This window comes from Luteibacter sp., assembly GCF_036500425.1.
In the GTDB taxonomy this organism is placed as follows: Bacteria; Pseudomonadota; Gammaproteobacteria; order Xanthomonadales; family Rhodanobacteraceae; genus Luteibacter.
Genome location: NZ_DASYCB010000051.1, coordinates 99,017 through 125,248, shown reverse-complemented (window position 1 = coordinate 125,248; position 26,232 = coordinate 99,017). Strand labels below are relative to the sequence as shown.

26 protein-coding genes are annotated in these 26,232 nt (G+C 65.2%); 12 read left to right on the top strand and 14 right to left on the bottom strand.

The genetic code is table 11. The annotated features are described in order from the left end of the window. Positions 1 to 42 precede the first annotated feature (42 nt). The 6 genes from VGN46_RS13000 to VGN46_RS12975 all read right to left on the bottom strand — a co-directional run bounded on the left by VGN46_RS13000 (position 43) and on the right by VGN46_RS12975 (position 5,791). Positions 43 to 1,131 carry a hypothetical protein gene (locus VGN46_RS13000; protein ID WP_331644131.1) on the bottom strand — a complete coding sequence of 363 codons (1,089 nt, stop codon included), beginning with the start codon at positions 1,129 to 1,131 and terminating at the stop codon, positions 43 to 45. A gap of 15 nt (positions 1,132 to 1,146) precedes the next feature. Continuing rightward, positions 1,147 to 2,070: a hypothetical protein gene (locus tag VGN46_RS12995; RefSeq protein WP_331644130.1), complete on the bottom strand. Its 924-nt coding sequence runs from the start codon at positions 2,068 to 2,070 to the stop codon at positions 1,147 to 1,149. After that, positions 2,067 to 3,221 carry a hypothetical protein gene (locus VGN46_RS12990; RefSeq protein WP_331644129.1) on the bottom strand — a complete coding sequence of 385 codons (1,155 nt, stop codon included), beginning with the start codon at positions 3,219 to 3,221 and terminating at the stop codon, positions 2,067 to 2,069. The genes VGN46_RS12995 and VGN46_RS12990 overlap by 4 nt, the downstream gene beginning before the upstream one ends. Before the next feature lie 150 nt (positions 3,222 to 3,371). Continuing rightward, a complete protein-coding gene (locus tag VGN46_RS12985; RefSeq protein WP_331644128.1) occupies positions 3,372 to 4,091 on the bottom strand; it encodes a pseudouridine synthase in 720 nt (239 codons plus the stop codon). Between the two features lie 3 nt (positions 4,092 to 4,094). Continuing rightward, positions 4,095 to 4,862, bottom strand: a complete 768-nt coding sequence (locus tag VGN46_RS12980; protein ID WP_331644127.1) for an ABC transporter permease — start codon at positions 4,860 to 4,862, stop codon at positions 4,095 to 4,097. Next, positions 4,859 to 5,791 (bottom strand): ABC transporter ATP-binding protein, encoded by a 933-nt coding sequence (locus tag VGN46_RS12975; RefSeq protein WP_331644126.1) that lies wholly within the window; start codon positions 5,789 to 5,791, stop codon positions 4,859 to 4,861. The genes VGN46_RS12980 and VGN46_RS12975 overlap by 4 nt, the downstream gene beginning before the upstream one ends. An 82-nt stretch (positions 5,792 to 5,873) precedes the next feature. Here VGN46_RS12975 and VGN46_RS12970 point away from each other — a divergent pair, with 82 nt between their 5' ends. Continuing rightward, the gene (locus VGN46_RS12970; protein WP_331644125.1) at positions 5,874 to 6,620 is read left to right on the top strand and encodes an FAD-binding oxidoreductase; all 747 of its coding nucleotides are present in this window, start codon (positions 5,874 to 5,876) and stop codon (positions 6,618 to 6,620) included. A 96-nt stretch (positions 6,621 to 6,716) separates the two neighbouring features. Continuing rightward, positions 6,717 to 7,958 carry a flavohemoglobin expression-modulating QEGLA motif protein gene (locus VGN46_RS12965; protein ID WP_331644124.1) on the top strand — a complete coding sequence of 414 codons (1,242 nt, stop codon included), beginning with the start codon at positions 6,717 to 6,719 and terminating at the stop codon, positions 7,956 to 7,958. A 5-nt stretch (positions 7,959 to 7,963) separates the two neighbouring features. Here VGN46_RS12965 and VGN46_RS12960 read toward each other — a convergent pair whose 3' ends face one another. Next, complete coding sequence (locus tag VGN46_RS12960) at positions 7,964 to 9,559, bottom strand: reprolysin-like metallopeptidase (protein ID WP_331644123.1); 1,596 nt, start codon at positions 9,557 to 9,559, stop codon at positions 7,964 to 7,966. A gap of 271 nt (positions 9,560 to 9,830) precedes the next feature. Here VGN46_RS12960 and VGN46_RS12955 point away from each other — a divergent pair, with 271 nt between their 5' ends. From VGN46_RS12955 to VGN46_RS12945, 3 genes are all read left to right on the top strand, one after another. Next, positions 9,831 to 12,125 (top strand): NADP-dependent malic enzyme, encoded by a 2,295-nt coding sequence (locus VGN46_RS12955; RefSeq protein ID WP_331644122.1) that lies wholly within the window; start codon positions 9,831 to 9,833, stop codon positions 12,123 to 12,125. 272 nt (positions 12,126 to 12,397) lie between these two features. Beyond that, complete coding sequence (gene aceE / locus VGN46_RS12950; RefSeq protein WP_331644121.1) at positions 12,398 to 15,091, top strand: pyruvate dehydrogenase (acetyl-transferring), homodimeric type; 2,694 nt, start codon at positions 12,398 to 12,400, stop codon at positions 15,089 to 15,091. Between the two features lie 237 nt (positions 15,092 to 15,328). Continuing rightward, positions 15,329 to 15,676 carry a DUF4377 domain-containing protein gene (locus VGN46_RS12945; protein WP_331644120.1) on the top strand — a complete coding sequence of 116 codons (348 nt, stop codon included), beginning with the start codon at positions 15,329 to 15,331 and terminating at the stop codon, positions 15,674 to 15,676. 69 nt (positions 15,677 to 15,745) lie between these two features. Here the strand turns inward: VGN46_RS12945 and VGN46_RS12940 are convergent, their stop codons facing one another. From VGN46_RS12940 to VGN46_RS12925, 4 genes are all read right to left on the bottom strand, one after another. Continuing rightward, positions 15,746 to 16,069: a hypothetical protein gene (locus tag VGN46_RS12940; protein ID WP_331644119.1), complete on the bottom strand. Its 324-nt coding sequence runs from the start codon at positions 16,067 to 16,069 to the stop codon at positions 15,746 to 15,748. 103 nt (positions 16,070 to 16,172) lie between these two features. Then, positions 16,173 to 16,850, bottom strand: a complete 678-nt coding sequence (locus VGN46_RS12935; RefSeq protein WP_331644150.1) for a glutathione S-transferase — start codon at positions 16,848 to 16,850, stop codon at positions 16,173 to 16,175. Between the two features lie 206 nt (positions 16,851 to 17,056). Beyond that, positions 17,057 to 18,355 carry a thioredoxin family protein gene (locus tag VGN46_RS12930; RefSeq protein ID WP_331644118.1) on the bottom strand — a complete coding sequence of 433 codons (1,299 nt, stop codon included), beginning with the start codon at positions 18,353 to 18,355 and terminating at the stop codon, positions 17,057 to 17,059. Between the two features lie 58 nt (positions 18,356 to 18,413). After that, a complete protein-coding gene (locus VGN46_RS12925) occupies positions 18,414 to 19,670 on the bottom strand; it encodes an MFS transporter (protein ID WP_331644117.1) in 1,257 nt (418 codons plus the stop codon). A gap of 118 nt (positions 19,671 to 19,788) precedes the next feature. On the opposite strand from VGN46_RS12925, the gene VGN46_RS12920 reads away from it, so the two are divergent. Beyond that, positions 19,789 to 20,508, top strand: a complete 720-nt coding sequence (locus VGN46_RS12920; protein WP_331644116.1) for a hypothetical protein — start codon at positions 19,789 to 19,791, stop codon at positions 20,506 to 20,508. A gap of 81 nt (positions 20,509 to 20,589) precedes the next feature. Here the strand turns inward: VGN46_RS12920 and VGN46_RS12915 are convergent, their stop codons facing one another. Both VGN46_RS12915 and VGN46_RS12910 read right to left on the bottom strand, forming a co-directional pair. Continuing rightward, the gene (locus VGN46_RS12915) at positions 20,590 to 21,411 is read right to left on the bottom strand and encodes a ferritin-like domain-containing protein (protein ID WP_331644115.1); all 822 of its coding nucleotides are present in this window, start codon (positions 21,409 to 21,411) and stop codon (positions 20,590 to 20,592) included. Positions 21,412 to 21,527: 116 nt separating this feature from the next. Further along, positions 21,528 to 21,941: a universal stress protein gene (locus VGN46_RS12910; RefSeq protein ID WP_331644114.1), complete on the bottom strand. Its 414-nt coding sequence runs from the start codon at positions 21,939 to 21,941 to the stop codon at positions 21,528 to 21,530. A 192-nt stretch (positions 21,942 to 22,133) separates the two neighbouring features. Here VGN46_RS12910 and VGN46_RS12905 point away from each other — a divergent pair, with 192 nt between their 5' ends. The 5 genes from VGN46_RS12905 to VGN46_RS12885 all read left to right on the top strand — a co-directional run bounded on the left by VGN46_RS12905 (position 22,134) and on the right by VGN46_RS12885 (position 25,146). After that, positions 22,134 to 22,589, top strand: a complete 456-nt coding sequence (locus VGN46_RS12905) for a hypothetical protein (RefSeq protein WP_331644113.1) — start codon at positions 22,134 to 22,136, stop codon at positions 22,587 to 22,589. A 179-nt stretch (positions 22,590 to 22,768) separates the two neighbouring features. Then, on the top strand, positions 22,769 to 23,293 hold the full coding sequence (locus VGN46_RS12900) for a peroxiredoxin (protein WP_331644112.1): 525 nt from the start codon (positions 22,769 to 22,771) through the stop codon (positions 23,291 to 23,293). Between the two features lie 2 nt (positions 23,294 to 23,295). After that, positions 23,296 to 23,832, top strand: coding sequence for a hypothetical protein (locus VGN46_RS12895; RefSeq protein ID WP_331644111.1), 537 nt, complete (start codon positions 23,296 to 23,298; stop codon positions 23,830 to 23,832). Positions 23,833 to 23,891: 59 nt separating this feature from the next. Beyond that, positions 23,892 to 24,644, top strand: a complete 753-nt coding sequence (locus VGN46_RS12890; protein WP_331644110.1) for a DUF2884 family protein — start codon at positions 23,892 to 23,894, stop codon at positions 24,642 to 24,644. A 67-nt stretch (positions 24,645 to 24,711) separates the two neighbouring features. Beyond that, positions 24,712 to 25,146 carry a PA2169 family four-helix-bundle protein gene (locus tag VGN46_RS12885; protein WP_331644109.1) on the top strand — a complete coding sequence of 145 codons (435 nt, stop codon included), beginning with the start codon at positions 24,712 to 24,714 and terminating at the stop codon, positions 25,144 to 25,146. Here the strand turns inward: VGN46_RS12885 and VGN46_RS12880 are convergent. Further along, positions 25,143 to 25,364, bottom strand: coding sequence for a hypothetical protein (locus tag VGN46_RS12880; RefSeq protein ID WP_331644108.1), 222 nt, complete (start codon positions 25,362 to 25,364; stop codon positions 25,143 to 25,145). The genes VGN46_RS12885 and VGN46_RS12880 overlap by 4 nt on opposite strands. Before the next feature lie 210 nt (positions 25,365 to 25,574). Here VGN46_RS12880 and VGN46_RS12875 point away from each other — a divergent pair, with 210 nt between their 5' ends. After that, complete coding sequence (locus tag VGN46_RS12875) at positions 25,575 to 26,210, top strand: response regulator (RefSeq protein WP_331644107.1); 636 nt, start codon at positions 25,575 to 25,577, stop codon at positions 26,208 to 26,210. Positions 26,211 to 26,232 lie beyond the last annotated feature (22 nt).

Genomic DNA, 26,232 nt, shown 5'->3' with positions numbered 1-26,232 from the left:
CGCCTGTTGCGCAAGCAAGGGCTTTCATCAGCAACATGTTCGTTACTCCGGTATGCGGCACGCCAGGCGGTTCGCGCGAGCCGACCAGAGGCTTGCGTCGTCGGCGGCGACGGCTTCGAGGGACACTGCATCGTCGGCGATGGCCGCCTCGACGACCTCGAACACGGCAGCCATGTCGAGTAGCGGAAGGAACAGGCCGATCGCTTCGAACACTGCGGACAGCCCGTGCGGGCGTGAGGGCGCGCGCGGTGGCGGGCGACGCAACGCGTCGACATACCAGCGATGCACGGCGCGGTCGGTGGCCGCGACCAGGCAGGGAACGCGATCATCGCCGACGACACCTGACCCGGCATGGCCTGGATCGGGCGACGCGTCGGGCAGGCAGGGTGCACCGGTGACATAGCCGGCTGCGTCGCGAAACGCTGCGGCCGCGCGCGCGACACGCCACGCCATCGGTAACAGGGAGTCCCGCCCCGGATGGACCAGGCGATGTTGAACGAGTATTTCGACGTAGCGGAGGTCATGCCTGGTGAGGTCCGACGGGACACGCGCTTGCATGAACCGGCGCAGCACGTCGCCGCGGATACCAGCGGCCGCGTGCCTCGCGGAGGCGACGGCGGACATTTCGTCACGGAGGAGTTGCAGGCCAATGGCATGGCTCGCGAAGCGCGGTGCGAGGTCATAGCCGAACACATCGAGCACGCGCCAGAAAATATCGGCGTCGAGACCTGCCTTTGTCGCATGGGCTGCAACGAACGGATCGCGGAAGCCGGGCCCGGGCGTCACGTCGATGCCAGGACGAGCACGCTCCATGCCCAGCTCGCGTCGTAGTCGGCCCAGGACCGCTTCCTCACCTGTGTCATCACCCACGGCTTCCAGCACGCCCTGCCACCACGCTTCATTGGTGAACGACGGCTGCGCCACCGCATCGCTGTAGGGCGATGCCGGGTTCACGAGCATTTGCCGGGCGAACCAAGCCTCGTCCTGGGCGAGCGATGCGTCGACACCCAGTTGAGCGACGCGCTGTGCCTGCATCGCCTCGATGACGGTGCCTGCCTTGGCAGGCACCGTCGATATCGCCAGCAAGGCCATTCCTGCGCGGATAACACTCCATGGCGTGCGCCGTTTCATGCCTCGCTGGGTGCCTCAATTACATGCCGCGGGGATGGCAAGCACGCCAGCCTCGGCAGCGGCGACGCGGGCGGCTTCGAACGGCGTGGACCACCAGTCCATCGAGCCTGCTTCGAGCACCTCGTCCGACAATACGGTATCAACATTGGCCGCGCGCATGCGCCTGAGCGTTCCCGACCACCGCTGGCCAGGGCTCACGGCCACTCCGTTCACGGTGGTCTCGTCCAGGTGGTAGACATTCCCGGATACCCCGTATGTCTCCGCGAAATCGGCGAAGGCGCGCGTGCACGACTCACACACGGTCTTGCTGACATACCCGGTAAGGCGGCCGCCCTGCAGCGCGGGGTTGCCTGCGAGTCGGGATTCAAGGTTGCGCAGGGCCTTGAGCTCCGCATCCCCTCCATGGATAACCCTGCCGTCTTCGCCAGGATACGGCTGAACGACCCATCCTGCCTTTCTCTCAAGGTTCACCGCACGGATGGAGGTGGGCGTATCGGCGGGGTAGTAGCGTGCCTCGCCGACATCCCGCGCCTGTTCGCTGGGGCTCACGGCTTCTCCCGCCTCCGTGGAGCTGCCTGAGCCGCCGCCTGCGCCGCCGCCTGCACCTGTCAGCTGCTCGATCGTGCCTTCGATCGAGCGACCGCTACGCGCGTGTATGAGGATTTCAGGTCGGTTGCCCGGGGGCTGGTACCGCATGTGCGCCACCGTTGCTCCGCGCAGCTTGCCGCGTAATGCCCTGGCCTCCTTGCCCGAAAGCTTCGTCCCGTTCTCCTGGACGTATTTACGGTACGCCTCGGCCATCACGGTCGATTCCCTATACACCGTCGCCACGTTGGCCAGACCGGAACCGACAGTGATGTTGATCGTTTGTGCCTGGGCGCCGCAGGCGACGGCAAGGGTGGCAATGGAGACCAGTTGCATGATCATCGATGTTTTCATCGTGCGCGTACTCCGCAGATGAGACGAGATGAACGTGCTGCGGCGGCGTCTGCTTCGATCGCTGCGTCGGCCTGGGCGCTCGTTTCGGCGATCTCGGTGGCAACGGACAGCTCGGCCGCCTCGACCAGCGCGGCAACGTCGAGCACGGGCAGAGCGATGCCAAGCAGCGTCAGCAGGCCGGTCTTGTCGTGGTTGCCGGATCGAGCGGCCTGGCTACGGAGGCGCTCATGCTCCCGGTGGATTTCTTCACGGTACCAGCCCAGCACGCCGCGATCGGTGGCTGCGACGAAGCAAAGTGCAGGCTCCGCAAGCGCGTCGCTACCGCGCGGGTGACCCGGTGCCGGCGCGTCGGCCGCGCACAGCGGGCGGGAAGACACATATCCGGTGGCATCCCTGTATGCGGCGGCTGCGCGCGCGACGCGGTACGCAGCGGGCAACTGCTGCACGCCATCGGCTACGCTCATGGTGCCTGAGGCGATGGCCGCGGTGACGAGGCTCATCAGGTACTCGTCATCTTCGTCGCTGAGCGCGGGCAGGTGGTTGCCCCCCACGGTATAGCGGGCGTGCAGGTCACCGCGGATATTCATGGCTTTCCAGCGATCACGCGGGTTCGCGGCCATCTGCTCGGCGAGCAGCATCACCGCCACGGCCTCTTTCGCGGCAATGCTGATACGGGAAGCGTGCCGGTCGAGCGCCGTAGTGAAGACCTGGGGCGAGATGCCAGCCTTCACCGCGCTCGCCGCGGCCTCCCGGCCGCGGAACGCACGCACCTGTTCAGCCGTCACGTCGACATCGATACCGGGGCGAGCCCTTGTCAGGCCGAGCTGCCACTGCATGCTCTGCAGGGTCGCATCGAAGGGCAGGCCCTCCGCCACGCGGTCTGCCAGTTCCGGCCACCACACGTCGTTGGTGAATGCCGGTGCGAGGACGAGCTCGCTGTAGGGCGATGCGGGGTCCTGCAGCATCTGCGTGAGCAGGCCGGACGTCCCTAGCGCAGCTTCACTGAATGGGACGGCGTGGGTCGTGCCCGGCGTGCCGCGCAGCCGGAGCATCTCGCGGTAGACATCAGCGGTAACGGGGTGTTCGAGGGCCGCGAAGGCCGGGAGGGGCAACATGCCGGCCAGGAGGGCCAGCCTTGCTAACGACTTCATGTCGAAGATTCCTTCCTTGTGGGGGACGTCCGGTAGGGACGGGCGGCCACAGTATCGGGAGGTCCTTCGACATGCGGTATCGGCGGAAGCCTGCTTTGCGACTGCGGGATTGCCTCAGTCTCATGTAGGACGTAGCCTACAAACCGCTCATCACCAGCGGGTGCGCCCCGGGAGCAATCCCTTCAGCTCGGCCTCGGTCAGATTGCGCCACTGGCCGGGCTTCAGATGGCCCAGCTTCACATTGATGATGCGCACACGGCGCAGCTGGGTGACGCGGTAGCCGAAGGCGGCCGCCATGAGGCGGATCTGCCGGTTGAGCCCCTGCGTGAGGGTGATCGCGAAGCCGAACTTCGCGATCCTGCGCACCTTGCACGGCTTGGTCATCTGGTTGTGGATGCGCACGCCGCGCGCCATGCCAGAGAGGAACTCATCGGTCACCGCCTTGTTCACCCCTACGAGGTATTCCTTCTCGTGGTGGTTCTCCGCGCGGAGGATCTCGTTGACGATATCGCCGTTGCTGGTGAGCAGGATCAGGCCTTCCGAATCCTTGTCGAGCCGGCCGATAGGGAAAATCCGCTGGGGGTGGTCGACGAAATCGACGATGTTGCCGTCCACCGTGCTGTCGGTGGTGCAGGTGATGCCCACGGGCTTGTTCAGCGCGATGTAGACGCCGCGGTTCTTCGCGGATTCCGGCGCCACGGTACGGGCAACGACCACCTCGCCATCGACCTTCACCACATCGCCATCGAGTGCCTTGGCGCCCATGCCGACGACGTCGTCGTTGATCATGACGCGCCCGGCCTGGAGCAGCTCATCCGCCTCACGACGGGAGCACAGGCCGGACTCGGCAATGTACTTGTTGACCCGCACGGCTTACGACCGCAGGCCGACGCCGCGGCTGAGCAGGCGAAGGGCAACGGCGCTTAGGCCGACGACGAACACCAGCATCACGACGAAGGCGGTAACGATGGGTACGTCGCTGACGCCGAGGACGCCAAAGCGGAAGGCGTTCACCATGTACAGGATCGGGTTCACCAGCGAGATGCTGTGCCACGGCTCGCTGAGCAGGTCGACCGAGTAGAACACGCCGCCGAGGTAGGTGAGCGGGGTGAGTACGAAGGTCGGCACCAGCGCGATGTCATCGAACTTCTTCGCATACACCGCGTTGACGAAACCTGCGAGCGAGAACACCGTGGCGCCGAGCAACACCGAGAAGAACGTGGTGATCGGGTGCGCCACGTGGAGGTCGGTGAAGAACAGCGCGATAAGCAGGACCAGCACGCCGACGACGAGGCCGCGGGTGACGGCGCCGGTGACGTAACCGAGCAGGATCACCCAGTTCGGCATCGGCGAGACCAGCATCTCTTCCACGAAGCGGCCGAACTTGGCGCCGAAGAACGACGACGAGATGTTGCCGTAGCTGTTGGTGATGATGCTCATCATGACCAGGCCGGGCACGATGTACTGCATGTAGGTGAAGCCATGCATGGTGCCGATGCGGCTGCCGATGAGCTTGCCGAAGATGACGAAGTACAGCGTCATCGTGATGGCCGGCGGGATCAGTGTCTGCGTCCAGATGCGCATGATGCGCACGATCTCGCGACGGACGATCGTGCCGAGGGCGACGAGATGGTTGCTCATGCGACGTTCTCCCGGCCGTGCTCGACCAGGCGGACGAACAGTTCCTCGAGGCGGTTGGCCTTGTTGCGCATCGACGTGACGGTGATGCCGTGCGCCGACAGGGCGGCGAACAGCGAATTGAGGTCGTGCGCGCGGGACATCTCGGCTTCCAGCGTGTGGTCGTCGATGACGCGCAGGGTGACGCCGGGCAGGGCAGGCAGTTCGCCCGCGGTGCGGTTCACATCGAGCACGAACGTTTCGACGTCCAGCGTCGACAGCAGGCTCTTCATCGTCGTGTTCTTGACGATGCGGCCCTGGTCGATGATGGCGATGTTGCGGCAGAGCTGCTCCGCTTCCTCGAGGTAATGCGTGGTGAGGATCACGGTGGTGCCCGCCGCGTTGATACCGCTGACGAACTGCCACATGGAACGGCGGATCTCGATATCCACGCCGGCGGTCGGCTCATCGAGGATCAGCAGCTTCGGCTCGTTCATCATCGCGCGGGCGATCATCAGGCGGCGCTTCATGCCGCCCGAGAGTGTGCGCGCCTGCAGGTGCGCCTTGTCCCACAGGCGCAGCTCCTTCAGGTACTTCTCCGCACGCTCCGATGCCTCCGTGCGGCCAATGCCGTAGAAACCGGCCTGGTTCACGCAGATATCGAACGGTTTCTCGAACTGGTTGAAGTTGAGTTCCTGGGGCACCAGGCCGATCAGGCGCATGGCATCGCTGCGGCGCTTGTGGATCGAGACGCCGAACACCTCGGCATCGCCCGAGGAGGCGTTGACCAGCGAGGAGAGGATGCCGATGAGGGTGGACTTGCCGGCACCGTTCGGACCGAGCAGGGCGAAGAAATCCCCCGGCTCGACGGTGAGCGAGATGCCCTTCAGGGCCTCGACACCGTTACCGTAGGTTTTCCGTAAATCTTTGACGTGTAAGGCAGGAGTGGTCATGGGCTGCGCCGGGATGACAAGCCGCCTATTATACCGGGCTTTGCCGGGCGACCTTGTTCCCTGGCGTCAACAGAGACTTTCCATGGCCGAACAATTCCAGCTCCGCCTCGCCGACAGCTTCATGCTCGCCCCCTCGGTGCGGCACCTGTCCTTCGAGCGGGCGGATGGCCAGCCCCTGGCCTTCGTGCCGGGGCAGTTCCTGCAGGTCCACTTCCAGTACGACGACGGCAAGCCGACCAAGCGGAGCTATTCCGTGGGCACCGTGGGCGATGGGTCGGGCCCGGTCCAGCGCATCGAGATCGCGGTTTCCTACGTCGATGGCGGCGCGGCCACCGGCCTGTTGAGCGGGCTGGAGGAGGGCGGCGCGATCGACGCCAGCGGGCCGTATGGCCGTTTCTGCCTGATGGATGGCGACCAGAACGCCCGCTATATCCTGATCGCGACGGGCACGGGCGTCACCCCGTACCGCGCCATGCTGCCGCAGATCGAGGCCCTGATGGCCTCGCGCGGCTGCCGCTTCGTGCTGCTGTACGGCGCCCGCAACGAGGGTGAACTGCTCTACGGCGAGGAATTCGACGCGTTCGCCCGCAAGCACGAGGGCTTCGATTTCCACCCGTGCTTCAGCCGCGGCCCCCGCCCGAACCCGCGGCCCCACGACCGCGTGGGCTACGTGCAGGACATGCTGGCCGAGCTCGAGCCCACCGCGGAGCGGGATATCGCCTACCTTTGCGGCAACCCGAACATGGTGGATGCGGCCTTTGCGGCGCTGAAGGAGCATGGGCTGGCGGTTCAACATATCCGCCGCGAGAAGTACATCTCATCGCGGTGAGGCCTGGGTTCCGGGCACGCTCCTAAGGTGTGCCGGGCGTGGCCTATACTCCGGGGCATGCACGCCAAGGCTGAGTCCGTTCCCCTTTCCCCCGAAATGCGCCGCTTTTCGGCGCTCGATCACCGCCTCCTCGTGGCGGTGCGCAATATCCGCATCCTGCCTACGGTGTCGTGGCCGGCCTCGGTCGAAGAGCGGCTGATCGAGGAATTCAGCGCAGGGCGCGTTTCGGTCCCGGTGATCCACTACAACACGCCGGACCTGTCCGAGACCCGGGCGGAGCTCGAGGCGATCGAGGCGGAGGCGGGCGAAGACCACCCTATCGCCGACTACCTCCGGCGCACCGCGGAATCATGGCGGGTGGCCTCGCGCATGCTCGAAGCCGCGGGGACCGAGGGCGTGACCGACGCTTCGGTACTCCTCTACGGCCGGCCCGGCGACGCTATCCCAGGCAGCACGCGCAGCAATCTCGACGCGGCTGCCTATTTCGTGAACCTGGCCGATGAGCTTGGCGCCGATCTGGAAACGGAGGATGCGGCCGGCCACATCAGTGCCGAGGAACTCCGCCGCGACATGACGGCGAGGCTCGACGCCTTCTTCGACCCCGGCACCATCGCCGTCGAAGTCGATCCGGAACTCACTGCCAAGGCCGCAGCGGGCGCGACGCGCATCCGGCTGCGCGGCGGCGCGCGATTCACCGAGTATGACCGGCACCAGCTGCTGGCCCACGAAGCCTTCGTCCACTCGCTCACCGCGTTGAACGGCCGTGAGCAACCCGTCCTGGCCTCACTGGCGCGCACCTCGCCACGCGTGACCGCAACGCAGGAAGGCCTCGCGGTGTTCGCCGAACTGATGTCGGGCGCCATCGATATTTCCCGGCTCAAGCGCATCAGCCTGCGCATCCTCGCGATCGACATGGCGATGAACGGTGCGGATTTCGTCGAGGTCTTCCGCTATTTCCGCGTATGCGGGCAAAGCGTTCCAGATAGCTTCCATTCGGCGCAGCGCGTGTTCCGCGGCGTGCCGCTCACGGGCGGAGCGGCGTTCGCGAAGGACAACGTCTACCTCACCGGGCTACTCGCGGTGCACACTTTCTTCCGCTGGGCGTTGCGCCAGCGCCGGCTCGACCTGCTACGCAACCTGTTCGCCGGCAAGCTGGCCCTGCACGACGTGATGTCGCTCGAAGCCCATTTCGAAAATGGCGATATCGCCGCCCCGCGCTACCTTCCGCCGTGGATGCAGCATGTGCACGGTTTGGCGGGGAAGCTGGCCTTTTCGCTGTTCGTGAACCATATCCACATGGCTGGCGTGGAAGCCGAGGAAATCTCGCTCGGCCTCTGACGCGTTCAGCCGATGCGGAACGGCTCCGCGGACTCCGCAAAGAACGGGCGCCAGTCACACGCGATACGCAGGCGTGCCCGTTCGGCGGACGCACCTTCCGGCACCGGCAGGCTCGCCTCACCATCGTTGCGTTCGCCGGTAGCCAGTGGCTGCCAGGTGGCGCCATTGTCGCGGGATAGCGCGATATCGACGAAGTGGCAGGAGAGCGGCGGCGAGGTCGTGCCCGCGGGATCCCAGCGGACGACCAGTGGCGAAGCCGTCGCGGTATCGGCTGTCGGTAGCACCGCGAAGGGACGGCCAGTGTCGATCACCTGCACGCGCAGGTCCATGCTGGCCCGTGTCGCCGTGGCGCCGCCGTTGTCGCGCACTGTAAGCCGGTAATCCATCCAGCGCGCCGCGGCGGGCAGGGCGGTTGTGAACTCGCGGCGGGTGCGCGCGGTGGGTGGCGCGGCGGTGCGCAGCGGCGCCTCGTCGATCTGGTCCCAGGTGTACGTTAGGTGTCGATCTGGCATGGATGCTTCGACGCTTGCGTCCAGCCAGAACGGTGTGCGCGCCGGGATCATCGGTGGCTCCTCCCATGATTGCGGATCGATCCATGGCGCGGCGGCATCGACCAGCACCTTTTTCGCACAACGGCCGCCGCGCGAGCCGAGCCAGCTGCGGACGCGGCCGATGCTGGCACCGTCGAACGACAGGCAGTGCCAGCAGGCGTTCGGTCGGAACGGTGCGCCTAGCTGGTTGGCGAGCGTGAACAGCATGCCCGCGAACGCGGTCTCCGGATCGGCCGCGCCGCTCCAGGCCGCGGCCTTGTGTGTGGCGAACAGATCGGCATCGCGCGCATCGCTGCACGAGGTACCCGTCGCCGACTCGCCGCCCAACAGGTCGGGCCCGAGCAGGGCATGGCCGAGGTCGTAGGCGCTCGCACCGAGCCGGCGGTCGATCAGTTCGACCGCGGCGGTGCGCGGTTCCCCATGCTGCATCGGATCACCCTCAGGATCGGTGATGACGAGGCGCTCGTTGTTCGCCGCAAGGGTGAAGTGCACGCCGAGGTCGTTCTCGAAAACCTCGTTCGCCCGGTTGGCCATGTGGGCGAGCGTGCCCAGCGCGGCATCGCGCGTGCCGCCGTGGGTGGCAGTGAACCGGCTGCCCGCCGCCAGGGCCAGTCGGAACTCGTAACGGACGGGGGCTGAAACGGTCACCTGCGCCCATGGTGCCCAGGGTTTCTCCTCGGTGGCGATTAGCGCGCGCGGCGAAGCCACCGACCTCGCCCCGACGGGGCCGGGGGCCACGAGAGGCTGGGTGGTCAGCGGTACCGCCAGGTGCGACCACCGCGCCCCATCGCGGATGCTCAGCCGCGCGACGTCGGCCGCGTAATCGAGACGCGCCACCCGCCCCGCACCATCCTCGCCGCGGAAGCTGCGCATGGCCGGGAACCGGCGCATCAAGCCTGGCGGCAAGGTGCGCGAATCGACCATGCGAAACGCCGACGGCGTGCCATCGGCCAGGGGCAATTCGACCACCGCCGCGGCGCGCCCGTCAGACGCGACGGCGAACAGCGGCGCGCGGGCGTCGGCGAGCGGGGAAGAGGCGGGTCCAGCCATGGCCGGTCCCACAAACGCAAGCGCAAGGATTGAAGGAGATTTCAGCATTGCGACCCTCCGGCCGTGACGGGAGGATCAGCGTACGCAGGCGCATGGCGATGCAATGCAGGTATGCGCCCGGCGTATACGTAGGCGCCGGGTATCACTGCTTGTCGGAAAGCGACACACCGCAGCAAGGGGATGGCGGGGGCGCGGTGTTAACATCGGTGGCCTGCCGCGCCGGCCCATGGCCAGCGCCCCCTCATTGACCCGCTACGTCCCACAGGATCCCATGGCCATCTCCGAGGAACTGAGGCAAGCCGCCCTCGAATACCACCGCCTTCCCCGCCCGGGCAAGATCAAGGTCACACCCACCACCTCGCTGCTGACCCAGCGCGACCTGTCGCTGGCGTACTCGCCTGGCGTGGCCGCCGCATGCGACGCGATCGTGGCGGATCCGAGGGAAGCCGCCGAACTCACCGCGCGCTCCAACCTGGTCGCCGTGATCACCAACGGCACGGCGGTGCTGGGCCTCGGCAATATCGGCGCGCTGGCCAGCAAGCCGGTCATGGAAGGCAAGGGCGTGCTGTTCCAGAAGTTCGCCGGCATCGATGTGTTCGACATCGAGATCAACGAGACCGACCCCGACAAGCTCGTCGACATCATCGCCAGTCTCGAGCCGACCTTCGGCGGCATCAACCTCGAGGACATCAAGGCGCCGGAGTGTTTCGTCGTCGAGCGCAAGCTCCGCGAACGCATGAAGATCCCGGTGTTCCACGATGACCAGCATGGCACGGCCATCATCGTTGGCGCCGCGGTGCTCAACGCGCTGCTCGTCACCGACAAGAAGATCGAAGACGTCAAGCTCGCCACCACCGGCATGGGCGCCGCGGGTATCTCCTGCGTCGACATGCTCGTGACCCTGGGCATGAAGAAGGAGAACATCCTCGCGTTCGATCGCGATGGTGTACTCCATACCGGCCGCACCGATCTCGATCCGGACAAGCAGCGCTACGCGCGCGACACCGACAAGCGTACGCTGGCCGAGATCGTCGACGGCGCCGATATCTTCCTGGGCCTTTCCGCCGGCGGCATCCTGAAACCGGAGATGGTCGCGACCATGGCCGAGCGCCCGATCATCTTCGCGCTCGCCAATCCGAACCCGGAGATCCTGCCGGAAGACGCGAAGGCCGTGCGCCCGGATTGCATCATGGCAACGGGCCGTTCGGATTACCCGAACCAGGTCAACAACGCGCTGTGCTTCCCGTACCTGTTCCGCGGCGCGCTCGACGTGGGTGCCTCGGTCATCAACGAGTACATGAAGGTGGCCTGCGTGAAGGCCATCGCCGAACTCGCGCGCCGCGAATCCTCGGATGTCAGCGCGCGCGCCTATGGTGGCAAACCGCCGAGCTTTGGTCCCGAGTACCTGATCCCGCAGCCGTTCGATCCGCGCCTGCTGATCCAGCTGCCGCCGGCAATCGCCCAGGCCGCGATGGACTCCGGCGTGGCCGAGCGCCCGATCGAGGATTTCCCGGCTTACATCGAGAAGCTCACCAGTTTCGTCTTCCGTACCGGCCTGCTGATGAAGCCCGTGTTCGATCGCGCCAAGGCCGATCCGAAGCGCGTGGTTTACGCAGAAGGCGAGGAAGAGACCGTGCTGCGCGCCGTGCAGACCGTGGTCGATGAAGGCCTGGCCCGGCCGATCCTGGTTGGCCGCCCGGATGTCATCGAGAAGCGCATTGCGCGCGCCGGCCTGCGCCTGAAGCCGGGTGTGGATTTCGAGATGTGCAACATCCACTCGGATCCGCGCTTCGAGGAATACTGGAAGCTGTATCACTCGATCATGGAGCGCAACGGTGTCACCCCCGCTTCGGCCAAGGCGGTGGTTCGCTCGCGCCCGACGGTGATCGCCGCGCTGATGGTCGAGCGCGGCGAGGCCGATGCCATGATCTGCGGCCTGGTCGGCACCTACCAGAGCAAGCTCGACTACATCCGCCACATCATCGGCCTCGACGATAGTGTCTGCGAAGCCTCGGCCATGGCGGCGGTGGCGACGGAGAAGGGCACGTTCTTCTTCCTCGACACCTACGTCCAGGAAGACCCGACCGCGGAGCAGATCGCCGAAGCCACGCTGCAGGCCTCAATCCGCCTGAAGCTGTTCGGTATCCAGCCGAAGATCGCGCTGCTCTCGAACTCCAACTTCGGCAGCCGTGAGACGCGTAACTCGCGCAAGATGCGTGAAGCACTGAACCTGATCCGCGAGCGCGTGCCCAAGCTGGAAGTCGAAGGCGAGATGCAGGCCGACGTGGCCCTCACCCCCGAGCTGCGCGAGCGGATCTTCCCGAACTCGCGCCTGGAAGGTAAGGCCAACGTGTTCGTGTTCCCGAACCTGGATGCGGCCAACACGGCCTACAACATGGTCCGGGTGCTCTGCGATGGCGTGGTGATCGGCCCGATTCTCATGGGCGTGGCGAAGCCGGCCCACATCCTCACCCCGCAGGCCACGGTCCGCCGGGTGGTGAACATGACTTCGGTGGCCTGCGTGGAAGCGCAAATCCGCGCGGGCGTCACCCGTCGCCAGTCGTAACCAGCTGAAACATATGGAAATGTCGTTGTAGGAGCGTGCTTGCACGCGATGGGAGCTGGCGGCAGCCCCGATCGCGCGCAAGCGCGCTCCTACAACGGGCGGGAACCCCCGAAACCCCCGGCCCGCAAAGCAGTTATGTGAATTTGAATCGATTCAGGTGGGCCGTACGGCCGCGTATGCCTTATCGATGCGATATCATCAACAGGTTTTCCCGCACCCCAGCGGCTCTTTCAGTCCCCCATGTGCGCGCCAAGGGCGCAGCCGGAGCTTCCATGGACCAGATCGACGACGTGCTCAACCAGGACCTCGACCCCACCGAAACCCGGGAATGGGTCGAATCGCTTAACGCGGTCATCAACCACGATGGCACGGAACGCGCCCACTACCTCCTGGAGCGCATGGTCGATTCCACGCGTCGTGCCGGCGGCTACCTGCCGTTCGACCCGACCACGGAATACGTCAACACCATCCCGCCGCACATGGAGGCGCGCAGCCCCGGCGATGCCGCCATCGAATGGCGCATCCGCTCGCTGATCCGCTGGAACGCGCTGGCCACCGTCGTCCGCGCCAACCGCAAGCCCGGCGACCTCGGCGGCCACATCTCCAGCTTCGCCTCGTCGGCCACGCTGTATGACGTCGGCTTCAACCACTTCTGGCGCGCCCCGAGCGAAGACCACCCGGGCGACCTGATCTTCCACCAGGGCCATTCGGCCCCGGGCGTGTACGCGCGCTCCTTCCTCGAAGGCCGCCTGTCGCAAGACCAGATGGACCTCTTCCGGATGGAAGTGGAAGGCAAGGGCAAGGGCCTTTCCTCGTACCCGCACCCGTACCTGATGCCGGATTACTGGCAGGTCCCGACCGTCTCGATGGGCCTTGGCCCGATCCAGGCGATCTACCAGGCCCAGTTCTGGAAGTACCTCGAGCACCGCGGCCTGGTCCCGAAGTCGGATCGCAAGATCTGGTGCTTCATGGGCGACGGCGAGTCGGATGAGCCGGAATCGCTCGGCGCGATCGCGCTGGCCGGCCGCGAAGGCCTCGATAACCTCATCTTCGTCATCAACTGCAACCTGCAGCGCCTCGATGGCCCGGTCCGTGGCAACGGCAAGATCATCCAGGAACTGGAAGGCGTGTTCCGTGGCGCCGGCTGGAACGCTATCAAGGTCGTCTGGGGCAGCTACTGGGATCCGCTCCTTGCCCGCGATACCTCGGGCAAGCTGCGCCAGCTGATGATGGAAACCGTGGATGGCGAGTACCAGGCCTGCAAGGCTTTCGGTGGCGCCTACACGCGTGAAAAGTTCTTCGGCAAGTACCCGGAGACGGCCGCGCTGGTCGCCAACATGTCCGACGATGACATCTGGCGCCTCAACCGCGGTGGTCACGATCCGCACAAGGTCTACGCCGCATACCACGCCGCCGTGAACACCAAGGGCATGCCGACCGTGATCCTCGCCAAGACGGTGAAGGGCTACGGCATGGGCGCCGCGGGCGAATCGCAGAACCCGGCGCACAACCAGAAGAAGATGGACACCGACGCGATCCGCGCGTTCCGCGATCGCTTCAACATCCCGGTCTCCGACGACAAGCTCGAAGAAGTGCCGTACTACCACCCGGGCAAGGACTCGGAGGAAGTGCAGTACATGCTCGAGCGCCGCCGTGCGCTGGGTGGCGCGCTGCCGCAGCGTCGCCGCAAGGCCGACAAGCAGTTCACCGCGCCGGCCCTGGAAGCCTTCGAGCAGATCACCAAGGGCACCGGTGAGCGCGAGATCTCCACAACCATGGCCCTGGTCCGTGGCATGAACCTTATGCTGCGCGACAAGGAGCTTGGCCCGCGCCTGGTGCCGATCGTCGCCGACGAAGCCCGTACCTTCGGCATGGAAGGCATGTTCCGCCAGATCGGTATCTATGCGCCGTTCGGCCAGAAGTACCGTCCGCAGGATGCCGACCAGCTGCTGTACTACCGCGAGGACCAGAAGGGCCAGGTCCTGCAGGAAGGCATCAGCGAAGCCGGCGGCATGAGCGCCTGGCTCGCGGCGGCTACCAGCTACAGCATCAGCAACGTGGCGATGCTGCCGTTCTTCATCTACTACTCGATGTTCGGCTTCCAGCGCATCGGCGACCTTTGCTGGGCCGCCGGCGACATGCGCGCGCGTGGCTTCCTCATCGGCGGCACCTCGGGCCGCACCACGCTGAACGGCGAAGGCCTGCAGCACGAAGATGGCCACTCGCACCTGCTCTCGGGCGCGATCCCGAACGTGATCTCGTACGACCCGACCTTCTCCTATGAGCTGGCCGTCATCCTGCAGGATGGCACGCGCCGGATGATGCAGGAGCAGGAAGACGTCTACTACTACATCACCGTGATGAACGAGAACTACGCCCACCCCGACATGCCGAAGGGCAGCGAGGAAGGCATCATCAAGGGCATGTACCTGTTCAAGGACGCCGGCAAGGCGAAGAAGAACGAGCCGCGCGTGCAGCTGTTCGGTTCGGGCACGATCCTGCGCGAAGTGATCGCCGCCGCCGAACTGCTCGAGAAGGATTTCGGCGTCAGCGCCGACATCTGGTCGGTGCCGAGCTTCTCGGAAGTCCGCCGCGAAGGCTTCGACGCCGAGCGCTGGAACCGCCTGCACCCGGAATCGCCGCAGCGTGTGCCGTACATCACGGGCTTGCTCGCCGATCGCCAGGGCCCGGCCATCGCCGCCACGGACTATGTCCGTGAGTTCGCCGACCAGGTCCGTGCGTTCATGCCGGATGGCATGCGCTACACGGTGCTGGGTACCGACGGCTACGGGCGCAGCGATACCCGCGCCAACCTGCGTTCGCACTTCGAGGTGGACCGCTACTGGATCGCCCACGCCGCCCTGGCCGCCCTCGCGAAGGATGGCAAGGTCAATGCGAAGGATGTCAGCCGCGCCATCAAGGAATACAAGCTGGACATGGACAAGCCAAACCCGCTGTACGCATAAAAGAAAAGGGGCGCTCCGGCGCCCCTTTTTTGTAGGAGCGCGCTTGCGCGCGATGGGTGCTCGCGGCAACCCCCATCGCCCCCGAAGAGGGGATAAACGCGCAATCTCAGCGCGCTCCTACATCGACATGGGTGGCTCAATTGCCATCGGTTTGCCCTTGAATCGTCACGCCCCGTGGGTGGCGGACCCTGCGCGAAGCTGGTATTCCTGTAGTCCACCTGTTCTGGACGACGCGTCATGCGCACCGTACTTATTTCCGCCGCTGTCCTCGCGCTCGCCGCTTGCGCCACCCCCGGTGAGCACCACGGTTCGCGCGAACGTACCGTGTACATCGCCTCGGAAAAGGTCCCCTGCAGTGCCGGCGCCATGAAGACCGAGTGCCTGCAGTTTCGCGAAGAGCCGAACCAGCCGTGGCAGCTCAACTATGCGCCTATCGAAAACTTCGACTGGAAGCCGGGTAACGAGTACCTGGTGAAGGTGACTGAGATCGAAGTGAAGAATCCGCCAGCCGATGCTTCGCGCGTGCACTGGCGTGTGGATAAGATCGTCGAGCAGCACCCTGTCGACAAGCCGCCCGTGCCGTGAGCGCTGAGGCGACATAAATAAAAAAAGGCCGGGATCGCTCCCGGCCTTCCCCTGCCCCTAGCGACAGGTTCAATCGTCGTCGCGCAACGCGTGACGGATAAGCAGGAACGTACCGATCGCCGCTGCGGCGATGCCAATAGTGATGGCCGGGTTCCGGCGCACCTGCTTGCGCAGGCGGCGATACTGATAGGTAGCTTCGTCAGCAAAGTCTTCTGCCATATAACGCAGCTTCTGGTTGTTCCGGCGGCTACCAATCTTGTTCGTGATACGACGCGTGCGGTCCAGGAGATCCCGCCCGGTATCCACGGCCTCATCGCCGTAATGGCGGACGCGCCCCGATACACCGTTGACGGCGCTCTCGACCTGGCGCGCAAACTCGCGGTTTCTGCTCATCGGGTGGCTTCCTCTGCAGGCGTTACGATGGGTAACGACTTTGCGGGCCCGTCCGTGATTGCCGTGTAAACGTGCAGCCCGCTAGTTGAAGGTCGATTCAGCGTCAGTGCGGGGTCGCGAATGCGTATTCACCGCCGCGCGCCAGTGCCGCCTGGTAGGCCGGGCGCGCGTGGATCTTCTGTAGCCAGCCCCATAGGTGTGGCCGCGAGGCGTCGAGCCCGGCGCGGCCGGCTGCGGCCTCGATGGGGAAGCTCATCTGGATATCGGCCGCACTGAACTCCGTGCCGGCGAACCAACCGGTCTTGCCGATTTCCCCTTCCAGATAGTCCAGGTGGGTCTTCAGCTGGGGGTCGATGAAGGCCTTTTGCGCGCCGCGCGCGAGCATTCGCGCCACCGGCTTCGCAAAGAAGGGCACCGGCGCGGACTCCATGCGCTGGAACACCAGCTTCAGCAACAGGGGCGGCATCGCCGAGCCCTCGGCGTAGTGCAGGAAGTAGGTGAAACGCAGGCTATCGGCCGTGCCGGGAGCGGGTTTCAAGTGGCCATTGCCGTAGCGGCCCACCAGGTATTCCACGATGGCCCCTGACTCGGCCAGCACCAGGTCACCATCGACCAGCACGGGTGACTTGCCGAGCGGGTGGATGTCCCGCAGTGCTTTGGGTGCCAGCATGGTCTTGGGATCACGCTCGTAGCGCACGATCTCGTAGGGCAGCCCTAGCTCCTCCAGAAGCCAGAGCACGCGCTGGGAGCGGGAGTTGTTCAGGTGGTGGACAACAAGCATGACGACGCCCGGCGTGTGGAAGGGCATGCAGCGTACCAGTGCATAACGTCGACATGCCATCGACGCGGCGCGAGTAGCGTTGGCGCCACCTACTTGCCAGGAGATCGTGTTACCCATCGCGCGCAAGCGCGCTCCTACAGGCGTGCGGCTGACTTGTAGGAGCGCGCTTGCGCGCGATTAATCTACGAAGCAGTGAAGCGATACGCTCAGGACTTGAGCGTCTCCTCCAGCTTCTTCGCCTGTTCTGGAAACGCCTTACCCTGCGAAGCCACCGTCTGTGCGACGAGCTTCTTCGCTTCCTCATCGCGCTTTAGCGCAAGCAAAGCCTTCACACGGTACGTCGCAACCGAGATCGTATTCGCGCCGTACGCTTTCTTCGCAGCCGCCTCGAGGAACGGCAGGCCCTCAGACGCTTTGCCCGCCTCGACCAAACGACGGCCGTGCCGGTAGTTGTAAACGTAGTCGTCCGGATACGCAGCGATCAGCTGCTTCTCTACCGTATCGAGTTCATCACCGGCCTTGGCGCGGACCAGATAGACGCGCAGGTTATCTGCCGCATTGCGATCGCTCTTCAGGTCACCGTGAAGTTTCGCGCGGCTCGAATCGATGCCTTGCTTCAGCACCGCCTGTTCTGCTGTGGGATCCTGCAGGCCGGCCTCCAGATCGGCGCCGGTGAGTACGGCGCTGCGCTGGTCGGCACAGGTGGGCGTCGCGCTGAATACCCGGGTGGTGAGGAACTGGTCGTAGGCGGCCTTCTGCGGGCGTAATACATCAGCGCGGGCAGCCGCCGGCTCGGATTCGGTCGCGCCGAGCAGGTCGTCAAGGACGTAGGCTCGATCGCAGCCGATGTCGGTGGCGAGCAGCTTCGTCGAGGCGTCGCGAATGCCAGCGTCATCCTTCTTCGCCTTGGCCTGGAGCAGAAGCAAACGCTGCTTTGCGACTGCGACGCGCTTGTCCTTGTCGGACACGTTACGGACCATCGGTGGGAGCGTGTCGAACCAGGCCATGCCCTCCGTGCCCGCGTAACGCAGGTTGTAGGTCTCAAGGACTTCGGCGACGGCGGCCATCGACCCCTTCGTGGCGTCGGCTTTCAACTTCGATAGCTTCGCATCGCCCGAAAGGATGCCGTTGATCTCGGGGTAAAACGTTTCGCGTGGACGCTCGGCCAGGATGCGGCCGAGTTCCTCGCCATCGGGCCCGACAGCGACATACGTGGGTAGGAAATGCACGGTCCACTTCTTCATCCAGGCCTGGTCGGCCGGCTTGTCGGCGTCGGCTTCGTAGAAGATGACCTTCTTCGAAAGATCGTCCCATTCCTTGCCGTTGAGCACATGGCTGGCCATGAAATAGCACGAGTAACACCAGACCGCCTGGAAATCGACCAGCACCGGTTTGTGCTCCCGCTTGCCCTGGGCAAGCGCGGCATCCAGGCTGGCGGGGCCTTCGTGCGCGGCCCAGGCGGGCGCGACGGCGGCGAGAAGGGCGGCGGCTAGCACGTGCTTCATGACGGACATCCCCTTGGCGGTATAGACGTCCAAGTCATACCACGTTTCCGGGCCCGCGTCAGATCGTGCTGCTGGCGCCCTCCACGGGCTCGGGGTCCTCGACGAGGCCCTGGCGGCGGCGCAGCGAGGGAAACCACCACATCCACAGGCCCACGACCGCCAGCGTGCCGAGGCCACCGATCAGGGTGGCATTCACCGCGCCCAGCGCGGCGGCGAGGAGGCCCGACTCGAATTCGCCGAGCTGGTTGGAGGTGTTGATGAAGATCGCATTCACGGCGCTCACGCGTCCGCGCATGTCGTCCGGCGTATCCAGCTGGACCAGGGCCCCCCGGATCACCATGCTGACCATATCGAAGGCGCCCAGGGCGAACAGGGCGCCCATCGAGAGCCAAAGCGAGGTGGAGACGGCGAACACCAGCGTCGCCACGCCGAAGCCCGCCACGGAGGCAAACATGATCGGCCCGACCCGGCGCTTCAGGCTGTGCGAGGAGAGCCAGATCGAGCAAAGCAGGGCGCCCACCGCCGGCGCGGCACGCAGCAGGCCGAGGCCCCACGGGCCGGTATGCAGGATGTCCTTCGCGAAGATCGGCAGGAGCGCCGTCGCGCCACCGAGCAGCACGGCGAAGAGATCGAGCGAGATGACGCCGAGTACGGCCGGGCGCCTACGGATGAAATGCACGCCCGCGAACAGCGTCTTCAGGGTGGCCGGTTCACGGCGGGGTGGCGCATGGTCATAGCGCAGCCGGGACATGAAAACGAGCGCGCCGAGGTAGAGCAGGGCGGAGACGCCATACACGACGGCCGGTCCAGCCACGTAAAGCAGGCCACCGAGGGCCGGGCCGGCGATCATCGCGGCCTGGCCGGCCGCGGCGCTGGACGCCGTGGCCCGGGGCAGGATCGATAGCGGCACGAGTGCCGGCAACATCGACTGCATGGCGGGGAATTCAAAGGCCTTGGCGATGCCGACGACGAAGACCAGGGCGAGGATGCCCGCTTCGTTGATGTGGCCGCTGAAACTGAAGGCGGCGAGCAGGGCGATGCCCAGCCATTCGACGACCTGGCAGGCGCGAACGATGCGCCGGCGATCGAACTGGTCCGCGACATGGCCGGCGGGAAGCGCGAGCAACACCGAAGGGATGAACTGGACCAGGCCGATCAGGCCAAGGTCAAAGGCGCGCCCGGTGATGGAATAGATCTGCCAGCCTACGGCGACCGACATCATCTGGAAGCCAAAGCTGGACGCATTCTTCGCGAACCAGAACTGGATAAACGCGGGGTAGCGGAGCAGCGAGGTCTCGGCAGGGTTCGACGACATGGGGCGTCCTTGGGGCGTCCACGGATTTTACGCCTGTTGTGGGCTTGTTTTAGGCCGTGCCTTGCCAGTAGCGCCATTCGCGCGCGAAGCTACGGCCTTTCACGCCGGGAATCGCAATATGATGCGCCGCATCGCTGCCCTCATCGCCCTTACCTCGTTGGCCAGCGCCTGTTCGCAACCACAGGATGCGCAGCCGGCCGCCCAGCCGCAGGCCGCCGCGAACGACAGCAACGCCGAAGCAGCGAAGAAGCTGGAGATCTACCAGCAGCTGCTGAAGCTGCACAACGACGGTCCGGCGGTGCAGATCGGCCATGAAATCATCGATAAGTACCCGGATTCACCGGCCGCGGCGGAGGTGAAGAAAACCCTCGACCCGATGGAGCAGGCGTACAAGGAGACGACGGAGAAGAACCGTCTCACCGCGCTGTGGCTGTACCAGGTGTCGCCCATGCAGGGCGGTACGCAAAGCACGGCCACCATCCAGTCGTCCCGGCCCACGGGCGAAGAACAGGTTCGCCTGATCCTGCGCCGGCACACCGATTGGGGACAGAGCGTGTTTCTCTATGCGGTGGCCGGGAAGGGCTTCGTCTGCAAGGGCGATTGCTCGCTGAAGGCAACATTCGACGGCAAGGCCAAGGTGATCAAGGCCTTCCGCCCGCCGACCGGCGAGCCGGCGCTGCTGTTCCGCAATGATGCCCAGTTCCTGAAGGACCTGGCAAAAACCCGGCGGTTGACCATCGATGTGGTCACGGTGTCGCGTGGGGAAACCACGCTGACCTTCGAGACCGGCGGTTTCGATCCGGCGAAGTGGCAGGATCTGCCCAAGAAGAAAAAATAAGAGCTATCGCGCGCAAGCGCGCTCCTACAAGGGACCTGCGCAGGTCTTGTGTGGGAGCGCGCTTGCGCGCGATGCTTTCGCTTAATGCAGGAACAGCTTCTCGGTAATACGAGTTAACGGCTTCTCGAGGAAGTTGTTCACCCGCGCCGGAAGATCCAGCGGCCGTAGCAACATCTTCACGGTCATCTCGGCGGGGATATGCCGCTTGAGCATGCCCTCGGCCTTGGTGATCACGCGGCAGAACTCCGCATCATCGTGTGCCTTATCGGGGTAGCGCGTATTGAACACGTGGCGCAGCGCGATATCGCTGTCTTCGTTCTTGATCTCGCTCAAGCGCTTAAGCAGCGTACGCAAGGTGCTGAAGCGGCTGATCCGGTCGCGCTCGCGGTAAATACGGAACGCCTGGTAGAAGTGCTTGAAATGCCGCACCTCGTCGCTCTTGATGCGGTTGGTGAGGTCACGCAGCACGGGCTCGTCGGTCACATCGTTGAGCGCACGGTAGAGGCTGGCGGTACCGGTTTCCACCACGCAGCGCGCGGCAAGCTCAAGCCCGCGGTTGGGCTCAAGCTCTTCAGCGGTGCACACCGAGCCGTAGTGCGCGAAGAAGTTCTTGAAGCCGGTATCCCAGTCGAACTCCGGCCATACGTGGCGCACGTAGGCCGCCAGCGCACGGCCATGCTGAAGCTCTTCGTGCTCCCAGTGGTCGCGCAGCCACCCCTGAAGGACATCATCGCCGGCAAAGTGGTCGACAAGGTTGTGCGTGTACAGGTCCGAGCCGCTTTCGACGAACGATGAGCTGCACAGTAGAAAGAAAAGGTCTTCGTTTTCCCGGACTTTCTCGATATCGATCTGCGAGAAGTCCAATGATTCGAGCGTCCATGGCAAGGTGGCAACGTAGCTCACTGCTGGTGTTCCTCGATCGCTTATCCAGGTCGCCCTCTAAGGGGCGTCTGACCGAATTGTGACAAAGCCACGGCAGCGTGGCTATTGGAGTGCATCAGCAGGGGCTTTCGGCCGGCTTACCGGACCACCGTGACCGGGACCCGGGCCTTGGCCAGGACGTCCGTGGAGGTGGATCCGACCAGCCAGCGGGCCAGGGCACCCCGCTCGGTATGGCCGATGACGATGTGGTCGGCTCCGTGCTGGGCCACGTAGGTAAGCAACGCATCGCCCGGGCTGCCGTGCACGAGGTTGACCTCCAGCCCCACCCCGGGTGCCGGCTGGAGCGCATCGAGCTCGGCGCGGATCGCGGCCAGGCGTTCACGGGCGTTGTCGGCCATCATCAGGGCGGCGGTATCGGCGCCATTCTCCATCTGGTAGACCGACACGACCGAGACCCGCGCCCCGGCACAGGCGCCCAGTTCCAGCGCGAAGAGGTAGGCACGGCGGGCCGTTTCAGAGCCGTCGTAGCCGACGAGGATGTGCTTGGGCATGGGGCGCTCCCTGTTTCATGAGACTGGGGATGATGTTAGGCCGGTCGCACCTCCGCGGCGAGTGGTTCACGGGAGCTCCACCAAACTGTTTCATTCCTGAACACCTGGGAAGGGGCTCCGTGTTTCTTCACATTCGTGAGTGGAGAATCCCCCCACCGCAGTTTCCTGCCACCTGACACACGGAGAACCCACATGATCAAGCGCATCACCGGTATGGCTGTCCTGGCCCTGGCTGCCGCGGGCGCATTCGCAGCCCAGCCGGCGCAGGCAGGCGAAGCGGCGACCAGGTGCCACATGACCTTCAGCACCACGGGTTGGGCGGCGATCTACAAGAAGGCCGACGGTCGGGGCCACGTCCGTTGCGATAACGGCCAGAGCGCCGACGTGATCATCCACGTCCGTGGCGGCGGCCTCACCGCCGGCAAATTCAGCATCGAAGGCGGCAAGGGCGAGTTCACCAACGTCAAGGGCATCCACGAGATCTTTGGCGAATACGCCAGCGGCGGCGCCAATGCCGGCGTGGTGAAGAGCGCCGAGAGCGCGGCAATGACCAAGGGCGAAGTCTCGCTGGCGGTCACCGGTACCGGCCGTGGCTTCAACCTGGGCGTCGACCTGAGCAAGTTCGAGATCGAAAAGATCGGTAAGTAAGGCCCCTGTAGGAGCGCGCTTGCGCGCGATGGGTGCTTGCGGCACCCGCGGGTCGCGCGCAAGCGCGCTCCTACACGAGCATCAGGGCGCCTTTTTGGGGCGCCCTTTTTCGTGCGCGCGGGCAACCTTCGGGCCGTGGCGAGTACACTCACGCGATCCCACCCACCGAGGTTGTCCCCATGCGCCGTCTGCTTGCCCTCACCGCTCTATGCCTCGTTTCCGTTGCCGCCTGGGCCGCCTCGCCCGTGGTGGGCGATAAGGCCCCCGAATTCAAGCTGCAGGACCAGAAGGGCGAGTGGCACACCCTGGATACCCACAAGGGCCAGTGGCTGGTGCTGTACTTCTACCCGAAGGATTTTACGGGCGGCTGCACCACCGAGGTCTGCACCTTCCGTGACGACATCGCCAAGCTGCACAAGGCCGGCGCCGATGTGCTTGGCGTGAGCCTGGACGACGTCAAGTCGCACAGCGAGTTCGCCGCGAAGTACCACGTGCCTTTCCCGCTCCTGTCCGATGCCGATGGCACCGTTGCCACGAAGTACGACGTACTGAACAACAAGATGGGCGTGAAGTACGCCCGCCGCGAGACCTTCCTTATCGACCCGAGCGGCAAGATCGCCAAGGTCTATAAGGATGTCGACCCGGAAAAGAACTCGGGCCAGGTCCTGGCTGACCTCGCCGAGCTGAAGGGCAAGGGCGCTTAAGCGTGTTCGAAGCAAAGAAGGCCCCCCATGGGGGCCGTCCCTTCGCCCCATGGCGAATCGTGGTGTGGCTGGTCATGTTGTTGGCCGCCGTTGGCTTCGTCATCAACGGTTATGCGTCGGTAGTCATCGGCCGGGCCGCCTCGGGCATGTCTGCGGCTGACGTGGCGGACATGAATCCGTACGTCGCCCTGGCGTGGTCGGTCGGCTATGCGCTGGCCGCCTTCGCCACCATGGTTATTGCCCTGGCGACCCTGCGCTGGCGCGAACGCGCCCGCGGGGTCATGCGTGTCATTGCGATCCTGCTGGCGGCCTGGGCCGCATGGACGGCCTGGATCGCCTTTGGCCAGTGGCAACAACTGGGCGTGGTGCTCGGACAAAGCGGGCTTCCACCCGATCTGCTCATGGCCGGGACCAAGCACCGCAACATCCTCCTGATCGGCCTGGTGCTCAAGGCGGTATCCGTGCCAGTGCTGGCCTGGCTCTCCTGGGCCCTCGGCACGGTTCGCGTGCGCCAGCAGTTCGCCAAGCTGACGCTGTGACGGTTCAGCGGGCATTCGCCCGCGCAGCGCTATCGAAGGGCTTTCAACCCGGATCGCCCATGACTGCACGCTTGTTCGTCTTTGCCGTCGCCGCCTGCTTCGCGGGCGGCGCGGCTGCCCAGGACCTGGGCACCACCTGCAACCTCGCGAGCACGTACGACCTCACGGTGCGGCCGGATGGCCTCTCGTTTGATCGGGCCGATGTCGCCCCGCGCAGCGTGCGCATGCACGATGGCAGCCTGACGACCGATGGGCGGGCCGTCGCCCTGCGCCCTGACGAGCAGGACCGCGTGGCGTTGTTAGAGGGCCGTGTCCGCGCCCTGCTGCCCAAGGTGAAGGCGATCGCCAGTGATGGCGTCGATATCGCATCCCGCGCGGTCCGCGAAGAGGCCGCCACGGCCGCGCCGGGCGCGGCGGCCAGCGGCGAGCTCGACCGCACGCTCAATGCCCGCGTCGCCGACATCAAGCGCCGGATCGCCGCGAGCCAGAGCACGCGCGATTGGCAGGAAGACGCCATGCGGGAGTACGCACAGGAAATCGTCTCCGACATCATCCCGCTGCTGACCCAGGATGTGGGTGGCGAGGCTATGCAACTCGCCATGAGCGGCGACCTCCAGGGAGCCGCGGCACTCCGCGACCGCGTGGCATCGGTCTCCACGGGCGCCCAGGCCCGGGTGGCCGCCAAGGTCACGGCGGCGCTGAGGCCGCGCATCCAGGCACTTTGCCCACAGGTGCGCCAGATCGGTGAGCTTCAATCGGGCTTGCACGATGCAGCAGGACGACCGCTGCTCCTGCTCGAAACCGGTGGATGACCGGCGGCTAACCGACCTGTCTGCCGTTTAGGGCCGGCTAAGTCCGACGGGGCTAACGTTTCGACCCATGGAACGCAGCTCGAACCGTGTAGTGAATGGCCTGATCCGTCGAGTCATCGCGGATCGCGACCTGTATCAGCAGGCAGCCCGGGGCGTCCGGGAGCCTGGCCTGAAGGCGATTCTCAATGAATCAGCCGATTCCCTGACCTCGATCGCTGGCGAGCTCCAGGCCTCCGTCGAGGCGACCGGGGGCCGGGCCGCCCGCGCTGGCGGCCCGCTGAGTGGTGTCCGCCGCACCATGATGGAGGCCTCGGTCAAGCTGTCGAATGACCCCGACGTCACCTATATCCGCACGCTCGAACACATGGAGCGTCGCCTGCTCGATGTCTTCCTGCGGTTGGGGGCGACCTCCAGCGATCGGGCGGTCATTGGCCGCCATATTGCCCGCCTGCGCCTGCTCCATCTCGACATGACCAACCTGGGTGGCGCGACAGGCCGCTAAGCCGCCATTCGCAAGTCGCGTATCACCCGGTGCAGGAGCGTATCCGCTGTCACGTGCACCGGCACCGGTGCGATCAGGGTTTCGCGATCAGCGAAAAAATTGGCAAACGCGATCGCATCCGCCGGGTTATCGCGCACGCCGATCTGCGTGCCGTCCCGGAAAATCCCCCACGCGTCGCCGACATGGGCGATGTGGTAATCAATGCATTGCTCATTCATGGGCTATATCCCGCCTCTGCGAATCAGCAGCATTACGAGTACGGCGTACGATGAAAATCAGACTAGTCTGAAAAATCGCAGAAAGTTTTGAGGTAATTCGTAGGGCGCGCACGGCGAATCACGCATTCGCGGCACGATATCGTTGCCTATGACGCGTTTGCGTTACTCTCCGCGCTCTTACGCACCAGGCCACGGAGGGCAGCCGAAGCCATGCTCCTGCGAACGATCATCGCCGATGACCATCCCGTGGTCCTGATGGGCACGCGTGCGGCGCTTGAGGCCAGTGATATCCAGGTGATCGGTGAGGCGGCGAATGGCGACCAGCTCCTCGATTTCCTGGCGACCCGGCCATGCGATGTCATCGTCACCGACTTCTCCATGCCAGGGGGGCGACATGGTGATGGCTTGTTACTTCTCGATACGATACGTCGCCGTTACCCACGTTTGCCCATCGTCATCCTGACCATGGTGAACAATACGGCCGTCCTGCAGCAGATGCGCTCGCGCGGTGCCTCGTGCCTCTGCGACAAGCGCGCGCCCCTGCGCGAAGTGGCGGTGGCCGTGCGCTACGCCGTCGCCGGCCGCTCGTTCATCAGCGAGACCATTCGCAAGCAGTTCGACGAGAAGTGCGTAGAGGATCCGTTGGCGGATGTGCGGCTATCCGCGCGCGAGATCGAGGTCGTGCGGCTCTACGTGGGCGGCATGTCGATCACGCAGATCGCTGACCGGCTGAACCGCAGCGTCAAGACGGTGAGCCGGCAAAAACGCGATGCGATGCGCAAGCTGGGCATCGACCATGACAGCCGCCTGTCCGAATACGCCAGGGAGCGCGGCCTGGCTTCCTGACCCTGCCGGAAGTCAGGGGGTG

Excerpts from the sequence above, each read along its gene's own strand:
- VGN46_RS12990 (WP_331644129.1), bottom strand. The coding sequence starts at position 3,221 with ATGAAGTCGTTAGCAAGGCTGGCCCTCCTGGCCGGCATGTTGCCCCTC.
- VGN46_RS12940 (WP_331644119.1), bottom strand. The coding sequence starts at position 16,069 with ATGAGCAGAAACCGCGAGTTTGCGCGCCAGGTCGAGAGCGCCGTCAAC.
- VGN46_RS12885 (WP_331644109.1), top strand. The coding sequence starts at position 24,712 with ATGGAACGCAGCTCGAACCGTGTAGTGAATGGCCTGATCCGTCGAGTC.
- VGN46_RS12920 (WP_331644116.1), top strand. The coding sequence starts at position 19,789 with ATGATGCGCCGCATCGCTGCCCTCATCGCCCTTACCTCGTTGGCCAGC.
- VGN46_RS12960 (WP_331644123.1), bottom strand. The coding sequence starts at position 9,559 with ATGGCTGGACCCGCCTCTTCCCCGCTCGCCGACGCCCGCGCGCCGCTG.
- VGN46_RS12945 (WP_331644120.1), top strand. The coding sequence starts at position 15,329 with ATGCGCACCGTACTTATTTCCGCCGCTGTCCTCGCGCTCGCCGCTTGC.
- VGN46_RS12955 (WP_331644122.1), top strand. The coding sequence starts at position 9,831 with ATGGCCATCTCCGAGGAACTGAGGCAAGCCGCCCTCGAATACCACCGC.
- VGN46_RS12880 (WP_331644108.1), bottom strand. The coding sequence starts at position 25,364 with ATGAATGAGCAATGCATTGATTACCACATCGCCCATGTCGGCGACGCG.
- VGN46_RS12925 (WP_331644117.1), bottom strand. The coding sequence starts at position 19,670 with ATGTCGTCGAACCCTGCCGAGACCTCGCTGCTCCGCTACCCCGCGTTT.
- VGN46_RS12965 (WP_331644124.1), top strand. The coding sequence starts at position 6,717 with ATGCGCCGCTTTTCGGCGCTCGATCACCGCCTCCTCGTGGCGGTGCGC.
- VGN46_RS12900 (WP_331644112.1), top strand. The coding sequence starts at position 22,769 with ATGCGCCGTCTGCTTGCCCTCACCGCTCTATGCCTCGTTTCCGTTGCC.
- VGN46_RS12935 (WP_331644150.1), bottom strand. The coding sequence starts at position 16,850 with ATGCTTGTTGTCCACCACCTGAACAACTCCCGCTCCCAGCGCGTGCTC.
- VGN46_RS12930 (WP_331644118.1), bottom strand. The coding sequence starts at position 18,355 with ATGAAGCACGTGCTAGCCGCCGCCCTTCTCGCCGCCGTCGCGCCCGCC.
- VGN46_RS12970 (WP_331644125.1), top strand. The coding sequence starts at position 5,874 with ATGGCCGAACAATTCCAGCTCCGCCTCGCCGACAGCTTCATGCTCGCC.
- VGN46_RS12890 (WP_331644110.1), top strand. The coding sequence starts at position 23,892 with ATGACTGCACGCTTGTTCGTCTTTGCCGTCGCCGCCTGCTTCGCGGGC.
- VGN46_RS12980 (WP_331644127.1), bottom strand. The coding sequence starts at position 4,862 with ATGAGCAACCATCTCGTCGCCCTCGGCACGATCGTCCGTCGCGAGATC.
- VGN46_RS12975 (WP_331644126.1), bottom strand. The coding sequence starts at position 5,791 with ATGACCACTCCTGCCTTACACGTCAAAGATTTACGGAAAACCTACGGT.
- aceE (WP_331644121.1), top strand. The coding sequence starts at position 12,398 with ATGGACCAGATCGACGACGTGCTCAACCAGGACCTCGACCCCACCGAA.
- VGN46_RS12995 (WP_331644130.1), bottom strand. The coding sequence starts at position 2,070 with ATGAAAACATCGATGATCATGCAACTGGTCTCCATTGCCACCCTTGCC.
- VGN46_RS13000 (WP_331644131.1), bottom strand. The coding sequence starts at position 1,131 with ATGAAACGGCGCACGCCATGGAGTGTTATCCGCGCAGGAATGGCCTTG.
- VGN46_RS12875 (WP_331644107.1), top strand. The coding sequence starts at position 25,575 with ATGCTCCTGCGAACGATCATCGCCGATGACCATCCCGTGGTCCTGATG.
- VGN46_RS12910 (WP_331644114.1), bottom strand. The coding sequence starts at position 21,941 with ATGCCCAAGCACATCCTCGTCGGCTACGACGGCTCTGAAACGGCCCGC.
- VGN46_RS12905 (WP_331644113.1), top strand. The coding sequence starts at position 22,134 with ATGATCAAGCGCATCACCGGTATGGCTGTCCTGGCCCTGGCTGCCGCG.